General features: G+C 56.5%; 27 protein-coding genes. 21 read left to right on the top strand and 6 right to left on the bottom strand.

Features of this window, described 5'->3' with window-relative positions; genetic code table 11:
• Positions 1 to 244 precede the first annotated feature (244 nt).
• Entirely contained in the window at positions 245 to 2,041 is a 1,797-nt protein-coding gene (locus tag B0G75_RS36095) for an ethanolamine ammonia-lyase reactivating factor EutA (RefSeq protein ID WP_106314512.1), read from the top strand.
• Positions 2,042 to 2,062: 21 nt separating this feature from the next.
• Here the strand turns inward: B0G75_RS36095 and nikR are convergent, their stop codons facing one another.
• Entirely contained in the window at positions 2,063 to 2,497 is a 435-nt protein-coding gene (nikR, locus tag B0G75_RS36090; protein ID WP_106314511.1) for a nickel-responsive transcriptional regulator NikR, read from the bottom strand.
• A 198-nt stretch (positions 2,498 to 2,695) separates the two neighbouring features.
• Between nikR and B0G75_RS36085 the strand changes: the two genes are divergently transcribed.
• Positions 2,696 to 3,745, top strand: a complete 1,050-nt coding sequence (locus B0G75_RS36085; RefSeq protein ID WP_106314510.1) for a HoxN/HupN/NixA family nickel/cobalt transporter — start codon at positions 2,696 to 2,698, stop codon at positions 3,743 to 3,745.
• 5 nt (positions 3,746 to 3,750) lie between these two features.
• Positions 3,751 to 4,872: a porin gene (locus tag B0G75_RS36080; protein WP_106314509.1), complete on the top strand. Its 1,122-nt coding sequence runs from the start codon at positions 3,751 to 3,753 to the stop codon at positions 4,870 to 4,872.
• A 45-nt stretch (positions 4,873 to 4,917) separates the two neighbouring features.
• Here the strand turns inward: B0G75_RS36080 and B0G75_RS36075 are convergent, their stop codons facing one another.
• From B0G75_RS36075 to B0G75_RS36060, 4 genes are all read right to left on the bottom strand, one after another.
• On the bottom strand, positions 4,918 to 5,451 hold the full coding sequence (locus B0G75_RS36075; RefSeq protein ID WP_106314508.1) for a chromate transporter: 534 nt from the start codon (positions 5,449 to 5,451) through the stop codon (positions 4,918 to 4,920).
• A complete protein-coding gene (locus B0G75_RS36070) occupies positions 5,452 to 6,021 on the bottom strand; it encodes a chromate transporter (RefSeq protein WP_106314507.1) in 570 nt (189 codons plus the stop codon).
• 205 nt (positions 6,022 to 6,226) lie between these two features.
• A complete protein-coding gene (locus tag B0G75_RS36065; RefSeq protein WP_106314506.1) occupies positions 6,227 to 6,439 on the bottom strand; it encodes a hypothetical protein in 213 nt (70 codons plus the stop codon).
• A 16-nt stretch (positions 6,440 to 6,455) separates the two neighbouring features.
• Positions 6,456 to 7,286: an IclR family transcriptional regulator gene (locus B0G75_RS36060; protein WP_258194873.1), complete on the bottom strand. Its 831-nt coding sequence runs from the start codon at positions 7,284 to 7,286 to the stop codon at positions 6,456 to 6,458.
• Between the two features lie 109 nt (positions 7,287 to 7,395).
• Between B0G75_RS36060 and B0G75_RS36055 the strand changes: the two genes are divergently transcribed.
• The 5 genes from B0G75_RS36055 (at position 7,396) to B0G75_RS41680 (ending at position 11,155) form a co-directional block, all read left to right on the top strand.
• Positions 7,396 to 8,607 (top strand): ABC transporter substrate-binding protein, encoded by a 1,212-nt coding sequence (locus B0G75_RS36055; RefSeq protein ID WP_258194872.1) that lies wholly within the window; start codon positions 7,396 to 7,398, stop codon positions 8,605 to 8,607.
• Between the two features lie 12 nt (positions 8,608 to 8,619).
• The gene (locus B0G75_RS36050; RefSeq protein ID WP_219908315.1) at positions 8,620 to 9,447 is read left to right on the top strand and encodes an ABC transporter ATP-binding protein; all 828 of its coding nucleotides are present in this window, start codon (positions 8,620 to 8,622) and stop codon (positions 9,445 to 9,447) included.
• Between the two features lie 62 nt (positions 9,448 to 9,509).
• Entirely contained in the window at positions 9,510 to 10,244 is a 735-nt protein-coding gene (locus tag B0G75_RS36045) for an ABC transporter permease (protein ID WP_258194871.1), read from the top strand.
• Positions 10,229 to 10,924, top strand: coding sequence for a class II aldolase/adducin family protein (locus B0G75_RS36040; protein ID WP_258194870.1), 696 nt, complete (start codon positions 10,229 to 10,231; stop codon positions 10,922 to 10,924). The genes B0G75_RS36045 and B0G75_RS36040 overlap by 16 nt, the downstream gene beginning before the upstream one ends.
• A gap of 18 nt (positions 10,925 to 10,942) precedes the next feature.
• Positions 10,943 to 11,155 carry a hypothetical protein gene (locus B0G75_RS41680; RefSeq protein ID WP_258194869.1) on the top strand — a complete coding sequence of 71 codons (213 nt, stop codon included), beginning with the start codon at positions 10,943 to 10,945 and terminating at the stop codon, positions 11,153 to 11,155.
• A gap of 335 nt (positions 11,156 to 11,490) precedes the next feature.
• Here B0G75_RS41680 and B0G75_RS36030 read toward each other — a convergent pair whose 3' ends face one another.
• Positions 11,491 to 11,817: a non-heme iron oxygenase ferredoxin subunit gene (locus B0G75_RS36030; protein WP_106314503.1), complete on the bottom strand. Its 327-nt coding sequence runs from the start codon at positions 11,815 to 11,817 to the stop codon at positions 11,491 to 11,493.
• Positions 11,818 to 11,969: 152 nt separating this feature from the next.
• On the opposite strand from B0G75_RS36030, the gene B0G75_RS36025 reads away from it, so the two are divergent.
• The 13 genes from B0G75_RS36025 to B0G75_RS35960 all read left to right on the top strand — a co-directional run bounded on the left by B0G75_RS36025 (position 11,970) and on the right by B0G75_RS35960 (position 26,230).
• Entirely contained in the window at positions 11,970 to 13,259 is a 1,290-nt protein-coding gene (locus tag B0G75_RS36025; RefSeq protein WP_106314502.1) for an aromatic ring-hydroxylating dioxygenase subunit alpha, read from the top strand.
• 211 nt (positions 13,260 to 13,470) lie between these two features.
• Positions 13,471 to 14,493, top strand: coding sequence for a 2Fe-2S iron-sulfur cluster-binding protein (locus tag B0G75_RS36020; protein WP_106314533.1), 1,023 nt, complete (start codon positions 13,471 to 13,473; stop codon positions 14,491 to 14,493).
• A gap of 28 nt (positions 14,494 to 14,521) precedes the next feature.
• Complete coding sequence (locus B0G75_RS36015; protein WP_106314501.1) at positions 14,522 to 15,514, top strand: ABC transporter substrate-binding protein; 993 nt, start codon at positions 14,522 to 14,524, stop codon at positions 15,512 to 15,514.
• 65 nt (positions 15,515 to 15,579) lie between these two features.
• Positions 15,580 to 16,959: an MFS transporter gene (locus B0G75_RS36010; protein WP_106314500.1), complete on the top strand. Its 1,380-nt coding sequence runs from the start codon at positions 15,580 to 15,582 to the stop codon at positions 16,957 to 16,959.
• A gap of 77 nt (positions 16,960 to 17,036) precedes the next feature.
• Positions 17,037 to 17,531, top strand: a complete 495-nt coding sequence (locus B0G75_RS36005) for a bacteriohemerythrin (RefSeq protein ID WP_106314499.1) — start codon at positions 17,037 to 17,039, stop codon at positions 17,529 to 17,531.
• 1,265 nt (positions 17,532 to 18,796) lie between these two features.
• A complete protein-coding gene (locus B0G75_RS35995) occupies positions 18,797 to 19,096 on the top strand; it encodes a hypothetical protein (protein ID WP_106314497.1) in 300 nt (99 codons plus the stop codon).
• A 25-nt stretch (positions 19,097 to 19,121) separates the two neighbouring features.
• Positions 19,122 to 20,063: a 4,5-dihydroxyphthalate decarboxylase gene (locus tag B0G75_RS35990; protein WP_106314496.1), complete on the top strand. Its 942-nt coding sequence runs from the start codon at positions 19,122 to 19,124 to the stop codon at positions 20,061 to 20,063.
• A gap of 47 nt (positions 20,064 to 20,110) precedes the next feature.
• Positions 20,111 to 20,947 (top strand): 3-methyl-2-oxobutanoate hydroxymethyltransferase, encoded by an 837-nt coding sequence (locus B0G75_RS35985; protein ID WP_106314495.1) that lies wholly within the window; start codon positions 20,111 to 20,113, stop codon positions 20,945 to 20,947.
• A gap of 17 nt (positions 20,948 to 20,964) precedes the next feature.
• Positions 20,965 to 21,840, top strand: coding sequence for an alpha/beta hydrolase (locus tag B0G75_RS35980; protein WP_106314494.1), 876 nt, complete (start codon positions 20,965 to 20,967; stop codon positions 21,838 to 21,840).
• Positions 21,841 to 21,884: 44 nt separating this feature from the next.
• Positions 21,885 to 22,934 (top strand): amidohydrolase family protein, encoded by a 1,050-nt coding sequence (locus B0G75_RS35975; RefSeq protein ID WP_106314493.1) that lies wholly within the window; start codon positions 21,885 to 21,887, stop codon positions 22,932 to 22,934.
• 50 nt (positions 22,935 to 22,984) lie between these two features.
• Positions 22,985 to 23,833: an HpcH/HpaI aldolase/citrate lyase family protein gene (locus B0G75_RS35970; RefSeq protein WP_106314492.1), complete on the top strand. Its 849-nt coding sequence runs from the start codon at positions 22,985 to 22,987 to the stop codon at positions 23,831 to 23,833.
• Positions 23,834 to 23,909: 76 nt separating this feature from the next.
• The gene (locus B0G75_RS35965; RefSeq protein ID WP_258194866.1) at positions 23,910 to 25,052 is read left to right on the top strand and encodes a zinc-binding dehydrogenase; all 1,143 of its coding nucleotides are present in this window, start codon (positions 23,910 to 23,912) and stop codon (positions 25,050 to 25,052) included.
• A gap of 89 nt (positions 25,053 to 25,141) precedes the next feature.
• Positions 25,142 to 26,230, top strand: coding sequence for a GTP-binding protein (locus B0G75_RS35960; RefSeq protein ID WP_106314532.1), 1,089 nt, complete (start codon positions 25,142 to 25,144; stop codon positions 26,228 to 26,230).
• The last annotated feature ends 2 nt before the right edge of the window (positions 26,231 to 26,232 follow it).

The raw sequence follows: 26,232 nt of genomic DNA, 5'->3' as shown, positions 1-26,232 counted from the left end.
GTCGGCAGTCGTATTGGGCGCGCCTGGTTGATTTTTGTCAAGGTATGGAGGGGGCGGGTTAGCCCTAGGGTGGGCAGTTTTATTGACTCCGGTTGCTTTCCTTCCTGTGCAACCGGTGATCGACCGCAGTATTTCGACGGAAACGATTCTTATATGTGGATGGTCGTTCCATTTTTGAGCCACTATCGCTGCGTGAGCTACGGTATGATCGCTGCACATACGCGATACAAACCGGAGACGCTTGATGCCGAACGATGCAACCGTTCATTCGCTTGACGATCACCTGTACGGTTACGATCCTGACCATGAGCACGGTGACGATGCTGATCATGATCACGACCACGATTTTCCAGAGTCCGAAACGAATCAGGAAGCCGTGTGGCTGCTCGATAACGTCGTTCTCAACAGCGTAGGTATCGACATCGGTTCGTCGGGTACGCAACTTGTCTTCTCGCGTATCCACATGCGGCGCATCGCTGAGGAGCTCTCAAGCCGTTACATCATCGTGGGGCGCGAACCGATCTACCAGAGCCCGATTTCGCTCACGCCGTATCTGAGTGAAACGCAGATGGATACTCAAGGGCTCGAACGCATCGTTGCTGCGGCCTACAAGGAAGCCAATCTCCGTCCGGATGACATCGATACAGGTGCGGTGATCCTGACCGGTGAAGCGTTACGTCGGGAGAACAGTGAAGGCATTGCAGATATGCTCGCGGAACAGGGCGGCGAATTCGTCTGCGCGACTGCCGGGCATCACATGGAAGCAATGCTGGCTGTGTATGGTTCGGGCGCCGCAAAATATTCCGACGAGCATAAAAAGCGCGTGCTGAACGTCGATATCGGCGGCGGCACGACCAAGCTGGGTCTGGTGGACTCCGGCAACGTGATCGGCACGGCTGCAGTTCACCTGGGTGGCCGTTTAATTGTGACTGACCAGGGAGGGCGCATCACGCGCCTCGACCCCGCAGGCAAGGAACACGCACGGGCAGCAGGATTCGCTTGGGAAATCGGCAGTCAGACGACGCGCGAGCAGCTCGCACAGGTTGCCGACTGGATGGCACAGACGCTTGTGCGTGTACTGAGCGAGCGCTTCACCGCGGATGATTTGAATTCATTGTTCTTGACCGATCCGATTGCTGATTTGGGCAAGCTGGATGGTCTGATCTTCTCGGGTGGTGTGGGCGAATATGTGTACGAGCGTGAATCGCGCGACTTCCTCGACCTCGGGAAATTTTTCGGCTCTGCGGTGCGTCGACGCTTGCTCGCAAATCAAGTGCCCTGGCCGCTGTTGCCAGCCATAGAGTGCATTCGCGCGACCGTTCTCGGCGCTTCCGAATACAGCATCCAGTTGAGCGGCAACACCACTTTCATTTCGAATCCGCGCAATCTGCTGCCGCGCAAGAATATGCAGGTCGTGCCGATCGAAGAACGCATGCCCCAAGTGATCGACCCGGTTGCGGTCGTTGAGTCGCTGCGCAAGAGCTTTCAGCGTTACGACCTGAAAGAGGGTGATCAGGACGTGGCAATCGTGGTGCGCTGGGCGGGGCCGCCGGAATATTCGCGTCTGGCTGCACTCGCGCGCGGGCTGATTGACGGAAATCCGTTGACCATCGCTGCCGGCAAGCCGCTATACGTCATCGCCGACGGTGACATTGCCAATTCGCTCGGCAACTTGCTGCGCGAAACACTGGACGGAAATGATCTTTTCGTGATCGATGGTGTTTCGCTGCGAGGGCTCGATTATGTGGATCTGGGCCGCATCCGTATGCCGTCACGCACCGTTCCTGTCACCGTCAAATCGCTGGTGTTCAGCGAAGACCCGAGTCTGCACGGTAAATCCGATACGTCCGAATGGCATACGCACGAGGATGGCACCGTACATCGTCATCAGCACCACGTAACCGCAGGCAAGCACCAACACGATCATGCACACGCGCACGGCCATCACCATCATCACGATCATGACCATAGTCACGCTGCTGATCATGGACATCACCACCATGCGGATCAGACGCATGGTCACTCGAGCAGCCACGACTAACTGCTAAAGCTACACACGCCGTCAGACGTGCAAATGTTCGTGTGACGGCGCACTCTCTTCGATCAGCGGCATCAGATGCAAATTGCTATTGCGCACGCCACGCTGTGACGCAAGCGACCATGCGAACTGCTGAATCGTATCCACTTCACCGCGTAACACGATCGCTTCCAGGCAATTGTCGTGGTCAAGATAGATGCGACTGCTGCTAACGATCAGCGCGTGCTGTTCGTGATACGCATCCGACAGCCGCTGCGCGAGTTCACGTACGCCGTGCTCGAACACTATCGTCAACGTGCCGACACATTGCGCGTGAGCGTCAGCCAACAATTCCTTTGAACGATGGGCGCGCAGGATGTCACGCAGCGCCTCTGAGCGGCTGCTGTAGGCGCGCCGCTTCATCATGTCATCAAGCGTCGCGAGCAGAAAACCATCAATCGTAATCGTGATGCGTTCCATGTCGGCTACCCATTTCGCGGGGAATTGCGTCTTGACACCACCATAGCATAGCCCTCATTATTCCCTCAATGCGTTCCATATAAAGATTTAATGTTCTCCTATATGGAATACGCCTGCGTGATCGGTAGTATGAGGAAATTCTGAATAAGTATGAGCGATGCGAGATCTGCGCATGGCGATCTTTCGGTGGAGACGTGAATGATTCGATTCCTGAGGTTCCTGTTCAACGATGCCGGCCCGAATATTCGAGGCCGTATTGCTGCGATGTACGTGCTCCTGGCCGTATTCAATCTCGGCGCATGGGCGTGGGCGTTCATCGCGTTTCACGGCCAGCCGGTGCTGCTCGGTACTGCCTTTCTGGCCTACAGCTTTGGCCTGCGTCACGCAGTGGACGCCGACCATATCGCCGCCATTGACAACGCGACGCGCAAGCTCATGCAGGAGGGGCAGCGGCCTGTGACGGTGGGTTTCATGTTCTCGCTGGGTCATTCGACCATCGTCATCGCTGCAACCGCTGCGATTGCAGCTACCGCCTTAACGTTGCAACATCGCTTCGAGGCGTTTCAGGAAATCGGCGGGGTGATCGGCACGCTGGTATCGGCCGGTTTCCTGTTCGTGATCGCCGCAATCAATCTCATCGTGCTGAAATCCGTGGTCGCCACGTTCAAGCGCGTGCGCCGGGGCGAGCGCTACGATGAGGAGGATTTCAATTTGCTGCTTGCCAATCGCGGTCTGCTCGCGCGCATTTTCAAACCGATGTTCCGATTGATCACGCGCGGCTGGCATATGTACCCGTTGGGGGTTTTATTCGGGCTGGGCTTTGATACGGCATCCGAAATCGGCTTGCTCAGTGTTTCGGCTACTCAGGCGTCACACGGCGTGCCTGTCTGGTCGATCATGGTATTTCCCGCGCTGTTCACGGCAGGAATGTCGCTCGTTGATGCGACCGACAGCATCCTCATGCTCGGCGCGTACGGCTGGGCGTTCATGAAGCCGATCCGCAAGCTCTACTACAACATGACCATTACGTTGGTGTCGGCGGTTGTCGCGATCGGCGTTGGTGGAGTAGAAGCACTCGGGCTGATCGCAGACAAGTTGCATCTGAACGGCACGTTCTGGGATGAAATCGGTGCGATCGGAGACAACTTCGGGATCGTTGGCTATGTGATTATCGGATTGTGCGCGTTCATCTGGCTGGCCTCCACAATCGTCTACAAATGGCGGCGTTTCGACGAGATAGAAGTGTAATCGCGATGGCGAAACGGAACGATAAACGCCTTCCTCGTGGAATCGCCCGTTTTGGCCTGATGGCAGCGCTTGCCGCGTTCGATTCGAATGCGCCGGCTCAAAGCGGCGTGTCCCTGTACGGTGAAATCGATGCGAGCGCCGTTTGGGTAAAGAATGTCGATGGCGGGCATCAATTTCAGTTGGCGTCAGGTCTGATCGATGGCAGTTTCTGGGGCATGCAAGGTTCTGAGGACTTGGGCGGCGGTAGTCACGCAACCTTTCATCTCGAACGTGGTTTCAGCGTCACCACAGGCGCCGATCAGAATGACCATCCGTATTACGTAGGCCTCGCGAATGATAAATATGGCGCGCTAACGCTTGGGCACCAATACGATTCTATCCACGACTACCTGGCACCGTTCACGCTGACCGGTGGCAATGGCGGCACGGCGTTCGCGCATCCATTCGACAATGACAACGCGAATAATTCGTGGCTCGCGCGCAACTCAGTTAAATACACCAGTTCATCGTTTGACGGGCTGAGTGTTGGTGGGATGTATGCGTTCTCGAATGCAGCGGGGCAGTTTGCCGACAATCGTGCCTACAGTATTGGCGCGAATTACGGCAACGGCGATTTCAGCGCAGGTGCGGCGTGGCTACATGCGGACGGGCGGGGCGGCACCGAAGGTGGCGCTTACGATGCAGTAACGTTGCCGGCCACGAATCGCAATACATTCGATGCTTCAGTTCAGACACAAAACACTTTCGGAATCGGTGCGAGCCAGGTGTTTGGTCCATTCACATTGGCGGCATCCTGGACGCGCTCGATTTTTGGCGGTATAACCGACACGGAAACGGGTCTGGCTGCTCGAGCTGTAGCCTTCGATAACTACGAGGTTAACGGCACGTGGGAGGCGGGCGCTTCGCTGTCGCTTGGCGGTATGTACACGTACACGAAGGGTACGTACGCGCATTGGAATCAGGGCGCACTGCAGGCGGATTACACACTGACGAAGCGCACTGATACTTACATTGAAGCAATCTATCAGTGTGCTTCGGCTGGAGCATCGGCCGTCATCAATTCGATCATGGCTTCGAGCAGGAGCAGCCAATTGTTATTCGCGGCGGGCATACGCCATCACTTCTGAAACTCAACGGGAAAACGGGCAGCATCCGCTGCCCGTTTCGCTCTATCAGAGCGGCATGTAGAACACGGCCACGAAAACTAGCGCCACGGCTGACATCAGAATGTACGGATTGAGCTTGGTGAAGTAGATGACACCGGCGGCAATAGCCGTTGTCGCCCATGCGAGCGCCGTCGCGTGCATGGATTGCATCACGGCCACAGCGCCGGCGAAAATCAGACCAACCGCGACAGGTGCCAGCCCGCGCTCAATGGCGCGACGCCAACGCGTTCCTTCGCTCTTGTGCCAGAACAGCGTCACGGTCACGAATACCGTTGACGACGGGATATACATAGCGAGCGTCGCTACGATCGCGCCTACAAAGCCTTGCAGATGCCAGCCGATCAGCGCGGAAATGAGGGTGGTCGGCCCAGGGGAGACTCGGGAGATAGCAAACAGGTCCGCGAATTCCTGACCCGAAAGCCAGTGGTAGACCGACACGCTTTGAATCTGGATATCGGCAATGATGGTCTGGCCGCCGCCGAACGACAATGCGGAAAGCGGCGCGAACAGAAGAATAATTCTCAGCAGGACGTTATCCATTTAGTTTTCCATAGCGGCGCAAAGGATACTGAGTGGCGCGAGTACGAGCACGACAGGCACGGTAGGCCAATGCAGCACCCCGACCGCGACGAACGCGATGATGGCAAACAGGTAGCGGAGCAGCTTGCGCTCGATGCGTACAGCAACCTTGGCGCCCATAGAGAACGTCGCGCCAACACCGGCAGCGGCAATGCCGAGCAGCAGGAAGTGCGTGAGCGGATAGCCCGAAAGATGCGTATAGAGCACTGCCAATACGAGCACGACGACAAGGGCAGGCGAAATCATGCCGAGCGCGCCAACGAGCGCGCCGAGTGGCCCACGCAGGCGCTGGCCGACATAAAGCGAGACATTGACCGGATTTGCACCAGGCATGACTTGCGAGAGGGTCATACCAGCGACGAAGGCATCGTTATCCAGCCATTTGCGCTCCTCCACCACGGCGCGATAGGACCATGCGGCAGTGCTACCGCCGAACGACATGACGCTGATGCGCACGAAGGTTGTGAATATGTCCCATAACGCGATTTTTTGCGCTGCAGACGTGGCGGTAGATTCTTCGATGGTGGACATGGCACGAAGCGGACAAGGTTAAAGTGTGTTCCATATAAGGGAACTGCGTTCTCATATGGTATATATATTTAGCACGCTGTCCAGATGCCGGGCAATCAGGTTTTACGCGATGTATGCGCTCGTTGTGTTACTCAAATTAAAAAAGCGCTGTGCCTATCCGGACACAGCGCCTTGAGGGGATCAACATCAGAGGAAGTTTCAGGAATCAGGCTGAAGCGCTCGCCACGAGTGCGGCGCGCTTCGGATCACGTTGTTGCGGATACACGTATTGCCCGAGACACGTGATCGAGACCGCGGCGATCGAAACAACACCGGAAAACGTCAGTTCGACGAGTTGAAAATCTGTCGAGTAGCCAAAGCCTGTGAGGCAGCGAAGCGTTGCTGCGAGCGGCGTTTCACGATCGAATGAGTACCGCATGTCCTGATGGGCTATTTCAAGGGTGGTAGCCAAGAGTTGCAGAAATGCCGTCAGCGGCGGCAATCAAATGCGGCACGGCCGCTCGCAGCGCCTTCTTCGTGAGACGTTGCGCAGGTCCGCCGAAACCGATCGCCGCAACTACATTGCCCGTAGTGTCACGCACGGGCGCGGCAATGCCGCGCATGCCTATTTCCGATTCCTCATCATCGATCGCATAACCGTCGCGGCGCACTTCCTCAAGCGCTTTCCGGAACACTTGCGTATCTGTGTTCGTCTTGGGTGTTTGCGCAACGAGTCCCTGCCTGATCGCGCGTGAAACGACATCCGGCGTGCTGAACGCGAGCAGCACGTGCCCTTCCGCTGTATAGCAGGCAGACTTGCGCACACCGATATAGGAGCGCATACGGATCGCCTGTTCGCTTTCAAGATTGAACATGTAGACGACGCTCGTATCATCCAGAATCGCGAGGTGTACGGTTTCGTCTGTCTGTTTGCGCAACACGTGCAAGAAAGGCAGCGCCTGTTTTGTCACGTCGAAACGTCGGCGCACGAGGCCGCCAAGGGTGAACAATTGGACGCCGAGGCGATACCGGCCGTTATCCGGGTTCTGTTCCAGCATTCCCTCAGCGAGCAACGCAGCGCACAGGCGATGCACTGTGCTCTTTGCGAGGCTCATGCGCTTTGACAATACGCTGATGCCCAGTTCGGGCTCGTCTTCCGAAAATAATTTGAGTAGTCGCAATGCCGCCGTTACCGACGACAGCCTGCGCGGCCCATCCTGTTCCGCTTCATTGTTCAGCATGGTTTTCGCGTCCAATTTACCAATCCTCGTTATCTGGCGTCCCATAGTCGCGGACCGCAATCTTCTATTTATAAGCGCAACCGGGTGTATTCCGGCAGCGTTCTCTCCCAACACATGCGGACTAACCCTGGACTCTTTCCGTTTGCCTTGACTTTTGCATCTGATCAAAGGGAAACTCAATTCGTTCCATTATAACACATATAGTTCCGCATACAGGAACATTTTTTACGGCGTAGCAGTTAAGGGTAGCACCACTTGCGTCGAATCCCAAAACCGATGTAGTGCACCCGGTAGTCACGAAGATCTAGTAAGGAGACAGGCAGTGAAAGGCATCAGGATTATGGGCGCGGCGCTGGCCATGTGTTTCATGCTGAGTTCGGCCGCAGCGGTCGCCGCAGGCTTGCAGACCGTTCATGTGGGTATTGCGGATGCAAGCAGTGATGTCGTGTTCTTCATTGCCGACAAGAAGGGCTACTTCCGGGTCGAAGGCATCGACGCGAAATTCATTCCGTTCGACTCCGGCGCGAAAATGGTTGCCCCGCTCGGTTCCGGACAGCTTGAGGTCGCGGGGGGTTCTCCGTCCGCAGGGCTCTACAACGCCGTGACGCGCGGCATTGGTATCAAGATCGTTGCGGACAAGGGATCGACGCCACCGGGCTATGGTTATCAGCCGTTGCTCGTGCGCACGGATCTCGTCAAGAGTGGCCGTTACAAGACGCTCGCAGACCTGAAGGGCATGAAGATTGCCGGTAGCGCAACCGGCAGCGCTTCTACGTCCACGATGAATGAAGCGCTCAAGAAAGCGGGTCTTAAACCGAGTGACGTTGAGCGCGTCTATCTCGGCTTTCCTCAGCACGTGATGGCACTCGAAAACAAGGCCGTTGACGCATCTCTGACAACTGAGCCTTCCGCCACTCAGGCGGTTCGCAGTGGCGCGGCAATCCGTGTGATGGGCGACGATCAGATTTACCCGAATCATCAGCTTGCCGTCCTGCTCTATTCGGACACATTCATCCACGATCATCCGGACACCGCCAAGGCGTTCATGCGTGCATATCTGCGTGCGGCGCGCGATTACAACGATGCGCTCAAGGACGGCAAGATCGCGGGCGCGAACGCGGAGGAGGTGATTTCGATCCTGACTCAGTACACGTCAATCAAGGATGGCTCGCTCTATCGCAACATCGTTCCTCAAGGCACGAATCCCGATGGCAAGCTCAACATCGCGAGTCTTGAAAATGACCTGTCGTACTTCAAGAGCCACGGCGACGTGAAGGGCAACGTCACGGTTTCCCAGCTCGTCGATCCGTCTTTTGCCGAAGCAGCAGACGCAGCGCTTGGCCCGTACCCGCGACGTACGAAATGAGGAACGTGTTTTATGGCAACGATTGATTCATGCACGATGCAAGACGTGTCCGTGAAGATCCGGCTAAGTAATCTCACGAAATCGTTCGAGACGGGCGGCGGCACGGTGACGGCGCTCGACAATGTTTCGCTCGAAATCCCCACCGGCTGTTTTTTCATGATCGTTGGGCCATCGGGTTGCGGCAAAACTACGCTGCTACGTATCCTTGCGAATCTCGAATCTCCCACGAGTGGAACCGTCGAAATCACGTCGCCCGCGCAGAACCGGCCGGGGAATTCGATGGTTTTTCAGGGCGATTCGCTGTTTCCGTGGATGACGGTGTTCAACAATGCAGCTTATGGGCTGACGCTTCGCGGTGTGCCAAAGGCACAAGTTCGCGAGACGGTTGACTATTACCTTGATCGCACAGGTCTTACCCGGTTTGCGAAAGCCTATCCTCATCAACTCTCGGGCGGTATGCGACAACGTGTTTCCATCGTCCGTGCGTTCGCAAACGATCCGGACGTCCTTTTGATGGATGAGCCATTCTCGGCGCTCGATGAGCAGAACAAGCTTCTGTTGCAGGAGGAATTGCTTCGCATCTGGGATGAAACGCGCAAAACGGTGCTGTTCATCACACACAGCGTGGACGAAGCGGCGACGTTGGGTGATCGCATCATGATCATGACGGCGCAGCCTGGTCGTGCCAAACGCATCATCGACGTTCCGTTTCAGCGTCCACGCTCGGTGCTCGAACTGCGTGCACAACCGGAATACGGGGAATTTGTTTATTCAATCTGGGCCGAATTGCGCGAGGAAGTCGAGCGCGTGCGTTCGCGCGACCTTGGTGAGAGAGCATGAGTACTATATTGAGTACTACGCCGTCAAAACGACGCAAAATAAGTAGGGGGCAACGCGATCGAATGATCAGCATCGCGTCGCCCATTTTGTTACTGCTGCTCTGGCAGGCCGCAGCGCAGATCGGTCTCATCGATGTACGCTTCTTCCCTGCGCCCGCGCAGATCTTCAGCACCTTTGTCGCGCTCGTCAAGGACGGCTCGCTATGGGACAACACCTCGGCGACACTTCTGCGTCTCTTATGGGGTGGATTGATTGGCGGCATTCCCGCACTGCTGCTAGGTGTTGCAACCGGTCTTTCGAAGCCGCTGCGCGCCGTATTCGAACCTCTGATTGCTGCAACCTATCCGATTCCGAAGAGCGCGATTTTTCCGCTGTTGATGCTGATTTGCGGCCTTGGCGAAGCGTCGAAAATAGCAATGGTCGCTATCGGCGTCTTTTATCCGATGCTCATCAATACGACTACGGGTGTGCTCGAAATCAACAAGATCTATCTGGACGTGGGCCGCAATTTTCGCGCGAATCCATGGCAGGTATTTCGCACTATCGCACTGCCGGGTGCCGTGCCCCACATCATGAGCGGTATCAAGCTGGGTTTCGGGCTGGGCCTGATGCTGATCGCCATTGCCGAAATGATCGGATCGAAGAGCGGACTTGGCTACATGATCTGGAATGCCTGGGAATTGCTTTCGGTCGAACAGATGTATGTCGGCCTGATTGTTATTGCCATCCTTGGATACGGTATCTCGCTGCTGCTGAACGAAATTGAACGCAAGCTGATTCCATGGAAGTGGACATGATGAGTGGGTATATGCAACAGAAAAAAGAGCTCGTCGACGCAATCCTGATGCTCGAACGCGCCGAAGTGATCGACTTCAACGGTCACTTTAGCTGGCGTTTTCCGGGTCAAGACCGCATGTTGATCAATTCTGGCGCATCGGTGCGTAGCGCACTTACCGTGGATGACATCGTAACGATCGATTTCGACGGCAATCTGATTGAAGGCGATGTAGCTCCGCCGATGGAATTCCACATTCACTCGGAAATCTATCGCAAACGTCCCGACGTCAATTCGGTCGTCCATACGCACCCTACCTGGTCCACTCTCTTCAGCATGACAGGTAATGCGGTGAAACCGGTGATCATGCAGGCATCAGTGCTCGGTGAGATTCAACAGTTCCCGAGGACGGCTTCGATCAACAGAAAGCCTCTCGGTGAAGAACTGGCGGAATGTCTCGGCGCGCACCGCGTCGCAATGCTCAAATCGCACGGCGCGGTGATTGCGGCCGAAGGTATTCTTGAAGCGTTCGTGCTGGCGTTTTATCTCGAAGAGAACGCGCATCGTCAGTACCTTGCGCAACAAATCGGTGAACCGATGGTTCTGTCGCAAGAACAGGTCGAAACGATCAGTCGTAACCTGTGGAAACCGAATTTGCTGCAGAAAGTGTGGGCCTATCACGCTGGCAAGCTCCGCGCATGACCGAATCCGGCATCAAACATGCATCGCGAAAGCATGCCGATCTATGTGATGACCGGCTTTCCCGGCAGCGGTGAGTCTGCGCTGCTGGCAGAAGTGTGCGTATGTTGTAATGGTCTGCCGGCGCTGAATGAAACACTTGAATTGCTATTCTGGGCACGACTGCATCGGAGCATCCCACGCTTCGGAATGGTGAGCGCAATGCCGTTCCTGATGTACCTTTTTCACGATTGACTCGTACGCGTGGGCGTTGCGCATATCGTTGCAATGGACGCCGTGCTGGATAGCAGCGCACTGCGCGCGCGCTTACGCGAACTGATGTCGAAGTACGGCGAATTGAATTTGCGGTTAAAGGGTGCGTGCGGCTAAGAAAAGGACGTTCACCCGTAATAGTTCAATTCGTGTTCGGCGACAGGTTCGCGCAGATTGCGGAGGCGACATCAGCTATGGCCGGTGTAAAAAGCGGCCTGACCTCTATTGTGAAGAGAAAGTAGAGCGTAACTAACTCGCTATCGAACTCAGCGGGGGAAGCACGCGCCAGGCATTTGAATATGCCTGACGCATCCATTTCATTCGCCATCTGTTTCGATCACGACCACGCCATCTTCAACGTGCGTCTTGTACGTCTTGAGGGGAATCATGCATGGCGGCGCGACAACTTCTCCGGTCTTGATATTAAACGAGCCGTTGTGAAAATCGCATTCCACTGTGTCGCCATCGATATAGCCTTCTGACAACGAGCCCGGACCATGCGTGCAGGTGTCATTCGTTACGAAATATTCGCCCTGAATGTTGAATACGGCGAGCGTCAGGCCGTTCTTTTCGATCTTGATCGCTTTTCCTTCAGCTACGTCTCCTGCATGGCAGAGGTGAGCAAATGCGCAAGCGTGACTCATAGGGAATCTCCATCGTTGACATGTTGTGGGTCCAATGATAACTTTGTTCTCATGTTGAGAACAGCGTTCGGTATATAGGAACACAAAATCATGCGGATTAAAAGCGCCACTAAACTGCGTCGCGCGACAACAGCGACATTGAGGGACTTACCATGTTGAGAAAAGAACAAAACGATCTCGTCACGCAAACCGGTCCCGGAACGCCGATGGGCGAACTGTTCCGTCGTTACTGGCTGCCGGCGCTTCTGTCGGAAGAACTGGCGGAAGCTGGCGGCGAACCGGTTCGCCTGCAGCTGCTCTCGGAACGCATGCTTGCGTTCCGGGATTCAGAGGGCAAGCTGGGCCTGATCGATGAGTTCTGCGCGCATCGCGGCGTGTCGCTATGGTTCGGCCGTAATGAGGAAGGCGGCATTCGCTGCCCGTACCACGGCTGGAAATACGACGTGACCGGTCAGTGCACCGAGGTGCCATCCGAAGCGAAGGAAAGCGGCTACGCGGAAAGAATCAAGCTGAAATCGTATCCGCTCGTTGAACAGGGCGGCGTCATTTGGGTCTACATGGGACCGGCCGATCAGCAGCCGCCTCTGCCTGCATGGGAATTCTCGACCGTGCCGACATCCCAGTCGTTTATGAGCAAACGGGTTCAGGAATGCAACTGGTTGCAGGCACTCGAAGGCGGCATCGATTCGAGTCACGTTTCGTTCCTGCACAGCGGCAGCCTCAATTCCGATCCGCTGTTCAAGGGCGCGAAGGGCAACCAGTACAACTTGAACGACCTCGCTCCGGTGTTCGAGGTTCTCGAAGCGCCGGGTGGTCTGGCAATCGGCGTGCGGCGCAATGCGGAGAACGATCAGTATTACTGGCGTATCACGCCGTGGGTCATGCCTTGCTTCACGATGGTTCCTCCGCGCGGCGATCACCCGGTGCACGGCCACTTCTGGGTGCCGATCGACGATCACAACTGCTGGGCGTGGAGTTTCGACTACCATCCCACGCGCGATCTGACGGAGGGCGAAGTGCAGGCGATGAAGGACGGCAAGGGCATCCATGTGCGCTACGTGCCGGGTAGCAACTACGTTCCCGAGCAGAACAAGACGAACAACTATCTGATGGATCGAGCAGCACAGAGGGCGGGCACGACGTATAGCGGTGTCGAAGGCATCGCCATGCAGGATGCTTCGCTTCAGGAAAGCATGGGACCGATCCAGGATCGTACGAGAGAGAACCTGGTTGGCACCGACAACGGCATCATCATGATGCGCAGCCGGATCATGAAGTCTGCGCGCGCACTCGCCGAGAACGGCACGCTGCCGCCGGGTCGTGATCCGGAGTCGCAGAAGGTTCGTTCGGTCGCCATTCTGCTCAAGCGTGAAACGCCGTTCGGCGAAGGCGCACGCGATGCAATGATCGCGGAAAAAGGCAAGAAGCACCAAACGATCTGAGCTTGCAGCCAGGCTGTTCAAATGGGTATTCGTTCGATCCGTACAAAATCTGGCGATAACGGCGTGAGAAACCGCTTGTAGCAAGACTTCGCGGCCTCACGGGCGTTGCCGACGCAACAGATTTTCAGCTCATTGAAATGAAAGTGATTCTTTGCGTAAGCCGCCGGAAATGGGCGAAAAGTACGAATACCCCGACATGAATGAGACTCCTGTGAATAACCAGAAACATCGCATCACGCTCGCCGGCACTGCTCAGTCGTTCGAATGTGGTAACGATGACGTGCTGTTGCGATCGGCGCTTCGCAACAACATCGCATTTCCGTACGAGTGCAATGTAGGCGCATGCGGTAATTGCAAATTCGAATTGATCGAAGGTGACGTTGAGGCGAAATGGCCCGAGGCGCCTGGTTGGACAGCAAAGGATCGAGAACGCCGTCGTTATCTAGGCTGTCAGAGCATGCCGCGAGGCGATTGCACGATCAAGATGCGTCCGAATCAGCACTACGCGCCCATACACCGACCGAAACGCGTAACGGGTACGCTCACATCGCGTCGCCCCATTACGCACGATATCGGTGAATTCCGTTTCGAGCTTTCAGATGACATGCGATTCGAACCTGGACAATACGCACTACTAGCGCTCCCCGGTGTTAGCGGTCAGCGAGCCTATTCGATGAGCAATATCGTTCAAGGCTCGCATGCAAAGGTGCTCGATTTCCAGGTGCGTCGTGTACCGAATGGTGAGGGCAGTAATGCGCTGTTCGACAAACTGACGACGGGCGAGCAGATCGAGATCGATGGCCCCTACGGTATGGCTTATCTGCGTCGGGACATAAAGCGTGACATTCTATGTCTCGCCGGCGGTTCGGGCCTTGCCCCGATGATTTCGATTGCACGCGGCGTTGCCGCAGACCGGCAAATGCAGGGCGTCAAAATGCATTTCTTATATGGCGGCCGTACGCCACGCGATGTGTGCGGACGTGACATGCTCGAAGCGCTCGAGAATTTCGGCAAGCATCTTCATTTTAGCGCGGCCGTTTCGGATGCGTGTGCCGATCAATGGGACGGTCACACTGGCTATGTGCACGAACTGGCTGAGTCGATGTTCGGTGATGGCCTGCGCGACATGGAAATCTATTTTGCTGGTCCTCCTGCGATGGGCCAGGCAATTCAGAAGATGCTGCTGGCGCGAGAGGTATCGTTCGAACAGGTGCACTTCGACCAGTTCTATTGATAACTCTTCACTCATTAAAGGAGACAGTGTGAGCAAGTTGCAGCTTTCAGTCGCGGTCGGCCCATATGACCGTATGCGCCCCCTGGTCGATGGTGAAGTGCAAATCGAGGGTGTCGATCCGACGTTCATGTTGCAGGAACCGGAAGAGATCTTTTTTCGCGCGCTGCGTCATGCGGATTACGACATCTGTGAACTGTCGCTGAGCAGCTATTCGGTCAAGACCGCCGCGGGTACGTCGGCTTACGTTGCCGTTCCGGTATTTCCATCGCGAGCGTTCCGCCACACGTCCGTGTATGTGAACGTGAACGCGGGTATCGACAAACCGGAAGATCTGAAGGGAAAACGCATCGGCGTACCCGAATATCAGTTGACGGCAAACGTGTGGGTGCGCCTGTTCCTCGAAGAGGAGTATGGCATCAAGGCATCGGATGTCACGTGGGTGCGCGGCGGTTACGAAGACCCGACACGCGTCGAAAAAGTCAGCCTGAATCTGCCCGAAGACGTGGAACTGGTGAATGCCCCCCAAGGCGAAACGATTTCCGGCATGCTCGACGCTGGCGAAATCGATGCGCTGATCGGCCCGCGCGCACCGTCGTGTTTCGATCGCGGCTCCCCGAACGTGAAGTATCTGTTCGATGATCCGCAGGCAGAAGCGGTGGCCTGGTATCGCAAAACGAAGCTGTTCCCGATCATGCACACGCTCGGCATCCGGCGCACGCTCGTTGAACAGCATCCGTGGCTGCCGATGTCGGTGATGAAGGCCTTCGAGAAATCGAAAGCGATCGCACTGCGCCGCCTGACTGATACCTCGGCTACGAAGGTTACACTGCCGTTTATCGAGACTCAGCTTCGCGCCGCGCGTGAATTGATGGGTGACGATTTCTGGTCGTACGGTTTCGCCGCTAACGAACACACGCTCAACCGATTCCTGACGCAGCATTACGCGGAAGGACTGTCGAGCCGCCTGCTGAAAGCGGCGGATCTCTTCCATTCGGCAAGCCTCGAAAGCTTCAGCATTTAGTCGGTCATCAAGAAAGCCGGGGAAATCCCCGGCGTTTTTGTTTTCGATCGAGCAAAACTATCACCATGCAACAGATTGCAATAGAGCAGCGCGGTGTTGAAGCAAGAGACGTTGGCCTGACAGGCCGTAAGCTCATATTTGGTGTGCTGGCAATATCGCTTGCGACTGCGCTTAGTATGCTCGACAGTGTGATTGCCAATATCGCGTTGCCCACCATCTCAGCGACATTAAAGATCAGCCCGTCGGATTCAGTGTGGATCGTCAACGCTTATCAACTTTCGATCATCATGACGTTGTTGCCGCTATCTTCACTTGGTGATCGCGTCGGCTATGCGCGCGTCTACGTGGCTGGTCTCGTACTCTTCACGTTTGCATCATTGATGTGCGCGATGTCGCAATCACTTGACATGCTGATTTTTTCACGTGTTTTGCAGGGCCTGGGTGCAGCCGGCATTGGCAGCGTAAACACCGCCATCCTCAAAATGATTTACCCAGCGCGGCTGCTTGGCCGTGGTGTCAGTATTCATGCATCGGTCGTTTCGATTTCGACCGCCGCCGGGCCGACGATTGCAGCGGCGATCCTCTCTGTTGCGACATGGCCGTGGCTGTTTGCGATCAACGTGCCCCTCGGCGTTGTCACGTTCTTCGTCGGATTCAAGGCGCTGCCTCGCCAGCCCGTCTCGGAGGCACCCTACGACTATTTTAGTGCACTGCTGAATGCAGCGACGTTCGGGCTGCTCGTAATCGGTGTTGATCGAATAGGCCATAGTGACGGCATGAGCGCAAGCATCGCAATCCAGTTGTCTACGGCTGCAATCTGTGCGTGGTTGCTGGTGCGTCGCGAGCGACATCGAACAAGGCCGCTATTGCCCGTAGATTTACTGCTTAAACCGGCATTTCTGCTGGCCGTGCTGACATCCATCTGTTCGTTTACCGCGCAAATGCTCGCGTTCGTATCGCTGCCGTTCATGCTACAGGATGCGTTCGGACGCAGTGCGATGCAAACCGGAGCGCTCATTACACCGTGGCCGATTGCTGTGCTTTGCATCGCACCTCTAGCAGGTTTATTGTCGAATCGCTTTAGTGCGGGGGTGCTTGGCGGCGTCGGACTGGCTATCCTCGCAACAGGTCTGGCGTTGCTCGTGCTGCTGCCCCCGCATCCCGCCTCGTTCGATATCGGCTGGCGCATGGCTGTGTGCGGAATCGGCTTCGGGCTGTTTCAGCCACCTAATAACAGGTCGCTCCTTGCCCTTGCGCCGCTTGGGCGCACCGGTAATGCGAGCGGCATGATCAGCGTGGCGCGCGTGCTCGGGCAAACTTTCGGTGCGGTGCTGACGGCGTTTATATTGCTGATCGAGCCTCATCATGCCGGCGTTGTTGCGTTGATCACAGGCGCAAGTTTCGCTGCTTTTGCGGCGTGCGTCAGTCTGACTCGTTTGATATAGGCAGAGTCGTTGTAGAAGCGATTTTGACCACCATTATTTTTGTTTTATTGGCGATGGCGTTGCTTTGAGAGAAATTGATGAACGCGAAAGATTTTACACACGCATCCGCAACGGCAGACATCGAAGTACCGGTGCGAAAAAGTGACACGAGCGTGATCTGGTCAGATGCACGGCTGCTAGGTTTCACGCCGATGGATGACGTACATGAGGAATTCTACGAGGTAGTCCTACAGCTCGTGACCTGTACCGATACGAATGCGCTGGCCGCGATCGGGGCATTTGAGAGGCACGCTGTCAGCCATTTCGAGCAGGAAGACGAATGGATGCGCACGACTAATTTCCCACCGCGAGATTGCCACATCGAAGAGCATGCCGCTGTTCTGAAATCGGTGTGCGAAGTCAAGACGGCAGTTGAAGCGGGGCAGATCAACGCGGAGGCTGTGCGTGATTTTGGTAGGCATCTGTTTGGCTGGTTTCCCGGCCATGCCGACTACCTTGATTCCGCGTTGGCAGCGTGGATGACGAAACAGACAATGGGTGGAAAGCCTGTTGTGTTGCGACGGACTAAATAGCCCGCCCGGGTCATCTCACTGACTGGCGGGTTCGGTGGGAAGTTCCGAACACACTCCTGGTGATGAAGTTTCTGCGCAAAGAGAAACGTCGCGCGAGCGAGCAATGTAGTTGTTGGTCGGTGAGGCTGAAACAAGACGGAGAAGGCGATGGAAAGTGTAGGGCGATCGTTGAGAGCAATGGTTGACGATTGGTTGTCGCCAGACCCTGATCGAGGGTTCAGAGTCAGCCACTATGGACGATCCAGGATTGGGCGTTACGTTTGCGTTGTTGCAGACAATGGAGCCGGCTCGAAGGAGCTGTTCTTTTATCGTCACCGAGACGGGAAATGGTGTGTTTTTCCGCCCGAGCCTGAAAGGCCGGCTATGCAGGCCGCGAGATGATGCGGGTATAGAAGCAAACTGAACCAATTAGCTGGCGAAAGTGTGACCCGGCTCTCTACGGTGTCGATTACCGTACGTATCGTTCAAAGGGCGATGGCCAAACCGAGTCCCGACGACATCTCGTAGCCATAACCCAAGTGTCTTCGCTGCTGCCAAGGCGGCGAGTGATGGCCTTTGCGCGTTGCCGGCCGCCGCGCAATGCGGGGAGTCTCTGCTGTGTGTGGATGGTCAGTCTCGGGCTGCGGCGTCTCTGCACGTTCATCATGATCCCGCTGGTCACGCCGCTTATGATCATCAAGACTTCTGTCTACGTCCTGCCTTCGATCCGGATTTCCGTGGCCAGCGTGATCTGGAACTGCACGAGCATGCCCGCGAGGACATGTCAGAGTGCTTCCCACCGAGCAGCGAACGCTCACGGCTGCGATTCAATCTTACGCGTCAGTAGACGCGCACCGATACAGCGCTTGATGCGCAAGTTCTGAGCCTCGACAAACGAGCGCTGGCCGTAGCCGTATCCGTTACGGAACGCATGCATTCTCTTCTTTCCATGTAGTTCACGATCTGGTCATGCCAGCTCGATTCTGCCCAGCCGTGCACAGCCGCATGAACCGGAAGCATTGCCGGGCAGTGCAAGCATTGAAAAACATACTTGCAGATCCGAAAGGACTCGCCAACAACGCTGTCACTTTTGCTCCGTCCTCGTCAGGAAGGCCTGGACACTGGCGTGCTGCGGGAAAAGTTGACAGCCCTGAATTTCCACTCAGGGTTTCATTGACGCTGCGAGTCCTAAGTGATATGGTTGACTCTATATACAGAACACAGTTCCATATAAAGGAACGATAAATGTTCGGTACAGATTCGCGATCCAACTTGCAGGACCTGTGATGCTTGGAAATATGGGGAAGCCCGATCCTCTATCGCTGTCCCATGCGGACCGCATTCGTGAAGCAGTGCGCGCGAACTTCGAACTCGGGACCGAAATCGTGATCATGGTTTCGGAGGTCGAGTGCCAGTCGCCCGGGTGTCCTCCGCTGGAGACTGTGGTTGCGTTCTGGACCGACGAGGGCCGTCATCGCTTTAAGGTCTTTAAACCGATGTCGGAATTCGATGACGGCGACTTGCCTTGGAAATGGCTGAGGCGCTCGCTAACCGTCCCTGAAGATTATGTTGATGACTGTTGCTAACCGCCGTTGATAGGAGACTTTTTGAATGGCAACTCTGAAGACATGCATCCAGACCCTTGGGCATACTGAGGCCCTGAAAACCGGCAAGGTTGACAGTGGTCCATGGCGGCTGGAATTCGAAGAAGTGCCGGCAATCATCCAGGCGTTTCGGCGGATGGTTCGTGGTACGGAGTTCGATGTCTCGGAGATGGCTATTACGACCTATCTGTGCGCGCGGGCACACGGTAAGCTGTTTACGGCGCTTCCTGTTTTCATCGTTCGCGCGTTCCACCATGGCGGCATCCTGGTGAATCGAAATCTCGACATCGAGCACCCGCGCCAGTTGGAAGGCCGCAAGGTCGGTGTCAACCGCGGCTATACGGTGACGGCCGGTGTGTGGGCCCGTGCGGTGCTCGAACATCAATACGGTGTTGATCTTTCGAAGATCACTTGGGTTCTCTCGGGCGATGAGCACGTGGCAGAGTACAAGGCACCGTGCAATGTAGTGCCCGTGGAGCCGGGCCAAAACGTCGAAGATCTGTTGATCTCGGGAGAAGTGGCGGCGGCCGTGGGTCTCAAAGTCGAAAATCCGAATCTGGTACCCCTGATCCCCGATGCACAAAACGCGGCTTTCGCGGCCATGCGCGAATCGGGTTACTACCCGATCAACCATACGGTCGTAGTTCGGAACGAACTACTTGAACAGGACCCGGATCTGGCGCCCACGCTCTTCAATGCATTCGTGGATTCGAAGCGTCAGTGGCTCGAACGCCTCCGGCAAACGCAGCCCGAAGAACGTCAACGCGGTGACCAGTTCTATGGCCGTGTCATGGACACGCTTGGCGGTGATCCGCTCCCGTATGGTATCGAGCCCAACCGTCAGGCACTCGAAAGTGTTATCGGTTTTGCGTCGGAGCAGGGCATCTTGACCCAGCAATACGCGCTCGAAGATCTCTTTGCCGCCGGTACGCTGGGCCTCGTGGGCTGAGCCCCAGGGCCACAGATCCAGAATCGAAATCGAAAATCGAATCAGATATGCAATCTAACGACAAACAAATCACGATCCCGGCGCTTCAACAGATGAAACGCGACGGACAGAAGATCATGGGCGTTGTTGCCTGGGATGTGCAGATGGCTCGCATTGCCGAACGCGCGGGCGTCGATATGCTCATCGTTGGCGACTCGGTGGGCGTCAACGTTTGGGGCCACGAGAGCCCGCTCGAAATCACTTTGGACGAAATGATTATCGTATCCAGGGCGGTTCGCCGTGGCGCAACGCGTGTACCGGTCTGCGCAGACTTGCCTTTCGGTTCGCTCCAGCGTGGTGTCCAGTCGGCGGTGGAAGCCGGTATCCGTCTGGTCAAGGAAGCAGGGGCCGACATGGTCAAACTGGACGGCGCCGCAGACTATCCGGAGGCCGTTGCCGCCCTGGTCAAGGCCGGTATCCCCGTGATGGCCCAGTTCGGCATCACGCCGCAAACGGCACTGAAATATGGCATTCAATACAGCAATGCAAACGGCGCGCTCGTCTCCGATGCCATGGTTGCTCAGTTGGTCAAGGATGCAAAGCTTATGGAAGCGGTTGGCGCCTCGATGATCGACTTTACGAACTCGGGCCCCGTTGCCGGTGAGGCAGTGTGCAAGGCCGTGGATATCCCTGTCATTGGTGGTTTCGGCGGCGGTCCCTGGCTCGATGGGCGTCTGCGCATGGCCCATGCTGCAATCGGCTACAGCGCGGGCAACATCGACTCCGAACTGGAGCAATACGCAAACGTGGCGCGCTCGACCTTCGACGCATTCACCGAACTGTTTGCCGATGTCCGCGCCGGCAGGCAGATCAAGGGCACCCCGAAAGCCAAAGCCGCAGTCTGATCTTCTCGGAGCCAAACATGCCTTTCCTTACTGTCGATGGAATTTCCACGCGTTACGATGTGATCGGTGACGGGCCCGCGCTTCTGATGTACAGCCCGGGCGGTTTCAATGCCACTATCGAAACGTGGACCACGCTCGGTGTCTATGCCCGGGTCAATCCTCTCGACTATTTGAGCAAGCGCTTTAAGTGCATCGTCTTTGACCGTCGCGAAACCGGTCAGTCGGGCGGCCGTATCGAGCGCGTGACCTGGCGAGACATGGTTGCCCAAGGTCGTGGCCTCCTCGATCACCTGGGTATCGACCGCGCATTCCTGATGGGCGGTTGCATGGGTGTTTCGCCGGTCATCGCATTCGCGGTCCAACACCCGGAACGCGTTTTGGGTCAAGTCCTCTACTGGCCTGTCGGTGGTGCCCGCTACCGGATGAGCAGCCATCAGCGCTTCTCCGAGCATCTGGCGTATGTGAGCCAAAACGGCATGGCCGCAGTGGTGGAACTCGCGTTGTCGACCGGCAAGCCGTTCGGCGCAGATCCCCGTGGCGGCCCTTGGGCGTCTGTGATCCAAACGAGCAAGGAATTCGCGGAAGAATTTGCATCGTTCGACGTCGCGAAGTACCGCGCGATCGTGACCGGTATGGGTTGGACCCTGTTTGACCGCGATACCGCACCGGGAGCCCAGCCCGAAGACCTGTTGTTGCTCAACGTACCCACGCTGATCATTCCTGGGCAAGACGCATCGCATGCGACTTCGGCCGCTATGTACCTGCACGAGTGCATTCCGAATTCGGAGTATTGGGCAGTGAACGCGATCGATCAGCAGTCGGCCAATACGACGGAACGTCTGGATACGTTCTTCAAATCCGCATTCGAAAAGCAGAGCCTGGTTCGGGCCTGACACACCCAGACGGAAAGCGAATTTACATACGGTGGTCCCCTAGCATGATTATTGATACCCACTGCCATTACACGACCGAACCGCTGGCTTTGCACGTCTTCCGCGATAAGCAGCTTGCAGGGTTGTTGGACCCGGCACGCAAGCCCAGGAACACGGACCTTGGTGTAAGCGATGAGGAGATCATCGCCAGTGTTCAGCCGCAACTGAAACTCCAGCGCGAACGCGGTTCCGATCTCACGATCTTCAGCCCCCGTGCCGCTGGTATGGCGCACCACATCGGCAACGAAGCAACGTCGGTCGAATGGACGCGTCTGTCCAACGATCTCATCCACCGGATCGCAACGCTGCTGCCCGACAACTTTGTTGGCGTCGCGCAACTACCGCAGAACCCCGGCGTCAGCCCCGCGAATTGCATTCCGGAACTGGAGCGCGCCGTTAACGAACTCGGTTTCGTGGGCGTGAACCTGAACCCGGATCCGAGCGGTGGTAACTGGAGTGGGCCGCCGATGACGGACCGCCACTGGTACCCGATTTACGAAAAATTGGTGGAACTCGACGTGCCGGCGATGATCCACGTCAGTTCGTGTTGCAATCCGAACTTTCACCACACGGGCGCCCACTACATCAACGCAGATACGGCCGTGTTCATGCAGTTGATTCAGGGCAACCTGTTCAAGGATTTCCCGACTCTGCGTTTTGTGATCCCGCATGGCGGCGGCGCCGTTCCCTATCACTGGGGCCGTTACCGTGGCATGAGCCTGGCAATGCAAAAGCGCCAACTTGTTGAACACGTGATGCACAACGTGTTCTTCGATACGTGCGTCTACCACCTTCCGGGGATCGAGCTCCTGACCCGTGTCGTGCCGGAAGACAACATCCTGTTTGCATCGGAAATGCTGGGCGCAGTGCCCGGGATCGATCCGGAAACGGGCTATGCATTTGACGATACCAAGCGCTATATCGACCAGGTTCAAGGCCTGAGTGAAGGGACGAAGTTCAAGATCTTCGAAGGCAACGCCCGCCGCGTCTACCCGCGCCTGGATGCGCTGTTGAAGGACCGTGAAGCCCAGGCACAGACCGTGGCCGTGAAGTAGCAACGAGGGGAGTCCGTGGGACACCCGATCAACAACAAAAGGTAAGAGACATGTCGCGTCTTAATGGTGTTATCCGCGCCCTCGAAACTGGCGGCCACGCTTTCTCCCTGTTCGCACCGTGCGAAATCGAAACCGCAACCGAACTCCAGACATCACCCTATGATTCGGTGGTCTTCGAAGGGGAGCACCGTGGCTGGGATATCAAGAGCCTGCGCAACAGCCTGCAATACCTGATGAACCGTGGCCAAATCGCAAAAGGCGGCCTTGCCCCGGCGGTGACCCCATTTGCCCGCGTTCCGGCTAACGGTTGCGAGATGAATCAGTTCCTGGCGAAACAGGCTCTGGATATCGGTTGCTACGGCATCGTGTTCCCGCATATCTCGACCGTCGAAGAAGCATACAACGCGATTTCCGCATGCCGATACGCACGCCTGAAGGGCAAGCCTCTTTACGAGCCTGCGGGCATCCGTGGCGATGGCCCGATGCAGGCTGCGCGTTACTGGGGGCTGTCGATGGCCGAGTACTACGCTAAAGCCGACGTATGGCCTCTGGCTGCCGAAGGCGAGATCTTCGCCGTTCTTCAGATCGAAGACACTGCAGGGGTTACGAACCTCCCGGACATGCTGAAGAACGTCCCTGGGATCGGTGCCATCCTGATCGGAGAGGGCGACCTGAGTCAGGAATTGGGCGTTCCGCGTCAGACCGAGCACCCGGAAGTCCTGGCCGCGATGGCGCAAGTCGTCGCCACGTGCAAGGAACACAGCGTGATCGTTGGCCATCCTCACGTTACGAAGACCAACGCACAACGTGTGATCGATGAGGGCTATCGTTTCCTGATGGCAGCGGCACCGCGCAGCTTCGATACCGTGAATACCGTTCGCGCCCAGCTGGGCCGTTAGACCGTTGGTCGGTTAATCGGTTGATCCATCAGGCGCCAAATTGCTCAAATACTTAGGCGCCAGACGGCAAACCGAATTGCTGCTGGTCGAACTTTTCCAAGGAGTATTAGAGATGGTGAATAAGGTTCTTGCACAGATTCGTGTTGGTCCGGGCGAACTGCAATTGCGCGAATTCGACATGCCGGAAGTAGCGGACGATTGCGCACTGATGCGCGTTGAGGTCGCCGGCATCTGCGGTACCGACGTCAAGATGTACAAGGAGCAACTGAAGGGCGCTCCGATCATCATGGGTCACGAAAACATCGGTATCCTCGAAAAGGCAGGCTCCGAGTTCCTGAAGCGCACGGGCCTCAAAATCGGTGATCGCATTTTCCCGGAACACTACACCTCGTGCGGCCAGTGCGAACACTGCCATTCGGGCCAATACCGTCACTGCATCGGCACCGACTGGCGCTTCAACCCGAAGGGGATCCGCCTCGGTTACACGGCAATCGACAATGATCATTCGCCGCTGCTGGGCGGTCTTTCGCAATACATCTACCTGCCCGCAAATGCGGTCGTCCACAAGGTTCCGGACGGTCTGGACCCGGAACTCGCAGGCGTCGTGACCCCGATGGCAAACGGCATCGAATGGGCATTGTTCGACTGTAACGTTGGCTATGACACGTCGGTCCTGATCCAGGGCCCGGGTCAGCAAGGTCTGTCGCAAGTCGTTGCGTGCAAGCAAGCGGGCGCCTCCATGATCATCGTTACCGGCACGGCAAAGGACTCCAGGCGCCTCAAAATCGCGAAGGAGCTCGGCGCCGATGTCGTTATCGACGTGACCGCGGAAGACCCGCTGGAAAAGATCCTGGAAGCAACCAACGGTCGTGGTGTTGACGTCGCTCTGGACTGCACGGCAGGCGCGGGCACGAAGGCAATTCTGCTCGGCATCGAAGCATTGAAGCGCAAGTGCGGCACGCTGCTGATTCAAGGCGAGATGGCCGACTTCCCGAACTTTCCGATTGGCAAGGTTACCGTCAAGGCCATCACGATCAAGTCGGCTCGCGGCCACTCATACAAGGCGTGCGAACTCGCTTTGAAGCAATTGGCTTCGAAGCGTTTCCCGCTCGAGAAGATCACCACACACCGTTTTGCCCTCAAGGACGCAGACGTGGCTATCAAGGCCGTGGGCGGCGCAGAAGACGCGATCCACGTGTCTATCATGCCCTGGATGTAATCAAAACCGAATCCGGGTCCCAAGGCCCTGAGGTTGTAATGTTTCAGATCTCTGGGCGGGCTGCGTCCGGGGGCGTTGGAGAGACAGGAATGAGAAAGCCTATTCCGGTAACGGTTCTCACGGGTTATTTGGGGGCGGGTAAAACCACGCTGCTTAACCGTATTCTGTCGGAGGATCATGGCAAAAAGTACGCCGTGATCGTCAACGAGTTCGGTGAGATCGGTATCGACAATGATCTGGTCGTGTCGTCGGATGATGAGTTATTCGAAATGAACAACGGATGCATCTGTTGCACGGTCCGCGGCGATTTGATTCAGGTGCTTTATAAGCTTCTGGACCAGGCTCAGACCTTTGATGCTGTGATTATCGAGACTACTGGTCTGGCGGCCCCAGGGCCGGTGATCCAGACGTTCCTTGTCGATCTACATTTGCAGGCTCACCTAAAACTGGATTCGATTATCACTCTGGTGGATGCCGTGCACATCCACCAGAGACTTGGAGATAGTCAGGAAGCCGTGGAACAAGTCGCGTTCGCGGACCAACTGATTATCAACAAGATCGAACACGTAGAGGAAAAGCGGTTGCGTGGCATCGAGACCGCACTTCGAGTGCTCAACCCGTTTGCACGGATTTACAAGACGTCACGTTGTCAGGTCCAACTCGATGCGGTGATCGGCCGTGGATCGTTCGACCTGTCCCGAGTCGAAGGCCTGGCCATGATGGCGCAGGCTCCGGCTCCAGAGCACGTCCATGATGAGCATTGCCGCCACGGCACCCACTGCGATCACGATCGCGACCATGGACACGTGCACGGCGAACATTGCGGTCACGGTCACGAGCATACCCACGCGCACGACGAAGATAACCACATCCAGGCCGGTGGAATCAGTAGCGTCTCGTTGACCACGGATAAGGCCTTGGATCTGACCAAACTTGAAGAATGGCTTGGGAACCTGGTGACAGTGCGGGGCGCCGATATCTTGCGCTCCAAGGGGATCTTCTACGTCTTGGGATGCGGGCGCCGTTACGTATTCCAATCGGTCCACATGCTCATGGAGGGCGACTTGCAAGGGCCATGGTCAGAAGGAGAGGCCCGCTATAGCCGGTACGTGTTGATCGGGCGAAACTTGGATCGTGAGGCTTTGAGAGCCGATTTCGAGGCCTGTATCCACGACTGACG

The sequence above is a fragment of the Paraburkholderia sp. BL18I3N2 genome (genome assembly GCF_003001875.1).
In the GTDB taxonomy this organism is placed as follows: Bacteria; Pseudomonadota; Gammaproteobacteria; order Burkholderiales; family Burkholderiaceae; genus Paraburkholderia; species Paraburkholderia phytofirmans.
The sequence above is the reverse complement of the archived record's forward strand: the minus strand, read 5'-3'. Positions and strand labels throughout refer to the sequence as shown.

Excerpts from the sequence above, each read along its gene's own strand:
- B0G75_RS36095 (WP_106314512.1), top strand. The coding sequence starts at position 245 with ATGCCGAACGATGCAACCGTTCATTCGCTTGACGATCACCTGTACGGT.
- nikR (WP_106314511.1), bottom strand. The coding sequence starts at position 2,497 with ATGGAACGCATCACGATTACGATTGATGGTTTTCTGCTCGCGACGCTT.
- B0G75_RS36085 (WP_106314510.1), top strand. The coding sequence starts at position 2,696 with ATGATTCGATTCCTGAGGTTCCTGTTCAACGATGCCGGCCCGAATATT.
- B0G75_RS36080 (WP_106314509.1), top strand. The coding sequence starts at position 3,751 with ATGGCGAAACGGAACGATAAACGCCTTCCTCGTGGAATCGCCCGTTTT.
- B0G75_RS36075 (WP_106314508.1), bottom strand. The coding sequence starts at position 5,451 with ATGGATAACGTCCTGCTGAGAATTATTCTTCTGTTCGCGCCGCTTTCC.
- B0G75_RS36070 (WP_106314507.1), bottom strand. The coding sequence starts at position 6,021 with ATGTCCACCATCGAAGAATCTACCGCCACGTCTGCAGCGCAAAAAATC.
- B0G75_RS36065 (WP_106314506.1), bottom strand. The coding sequence starts at position 6,439 with ATGCGGTACTCATTCGATCGTGAAACGCCGCTCGCAGCAACGCTTCGC.
- B0G75_RS36060 (WP_258194873.1), bottom strand. The coding sequence starts at position 7,286 with ATGGGACGCCAGATAACGAGGATTGGTAAATTGGACGCGAAAACCATG.
- B0G75_RS36050 (WP_219908315.1), top strand. The coding sequence starts at position 8,620 with ATGGCAACGATTGATTCATGCACGATGCAAGACGTGTCCGTGAAGATC.
- B0G75_RS36045 (WP_258194871.1), top strand. The coding sequence starts at position 9,510 with ATGATCAGCATCGCGTCGCCCATTTTGTTACTGCTGCTCTGGCAGGCC.
- B0G75_RS36040 (WP_258194870.1), top strand. The coding sequence starts at position 10,229 with ATGGAAGTGGACATGATGAGTGGGTATATGCAACAGAAAAAAGAGCTC.
- B0G75_RS41680 (WP_258194869.1), top strand. The coding sequence starts at position 10,943 with ATGCATCGCGAAAGCATGCCGATCTATGTGATGACCGGCTTTCCCGGC.
- B0G75_RS36030 (WP_106314503.1), bottom strand. The coding sequence starts at position 11,817 with ATGAGTCACGCTTGCGCATTTGCTCACCTCTGCCATGCAGGAGACGTA.
- B0G75_RS36025 (WP_106314502.1), top strand. The coding sequence starts at position 11,970 with ATGTTGAGAAAAGAACAAAACGATCTCGTCACGCAAACCGGTCCCGGA.
- B0G75_RS36010 (WP_106314500.1), top strand. The coding sequence starts at position 15,580 with ATGCAACAGATTGCAATAGAGCAGCGCGGTGTTGAAGCAAGAGACGTT.
- B0G75_RS36005 (WP_106314499.1), top strand. The coding sequence starts at position 17,037 with ATGAACGCGAAAGATTTTACACACGCATCCGCAACGGCAGACATCGAA.
- B0G75_RS35995 (WP_106314497.1), top strand. The coding sequence starts at position 18,797 with ATGCTTGGAAATATGGGGAAGCCCGATCCTCTATCGCTGTCCCATGCG.
- B0G75_RS35990 (WP_106314496.1), top strand. The coding sequence starts at position 19,122 with ATGGCAACTCTGAAGACATGCATCCAGACCCTTGGGCATACTGAGGCC.
- B0G75_RS35985 (WP_106314495.1), top strand. The coding sequence starts at position 20,111 with ATGCAATCTAACGACAAACAAATCACGATCCCGGCGCTTCAACAGATG.
- B0G75_RS35980 (WP_106314494.1), top strand. The coding sequence starts at position 20,965 with ATGCCTTTCCTTACTGTCGATGGAATTTCCACGCGTTACGATGTGATC.
- B0G75_RS35975 (WP_106314493.1), top strand. The coding sequence starts at position 21,885 with ATGATTATTGATACCCACTGCCATTACACGACCGAACCGCTGGCTTTG.
- B0G75_RS35970 (WP_106314492.1), top strand. The coding sequence starts at position 22,985 with ATGTCGCGTCTTAATGGTGTTATCCGCGCCCTCGAAACTGGCGGCCAC.
- B0G75_RS35960 (WP_106314532.1), top strand. The coding sequence starts at position 25,142 with ATGAGAAAGCCTATTCCGGTAACGGTTCTCACGGGTTATTTGGGGGCG.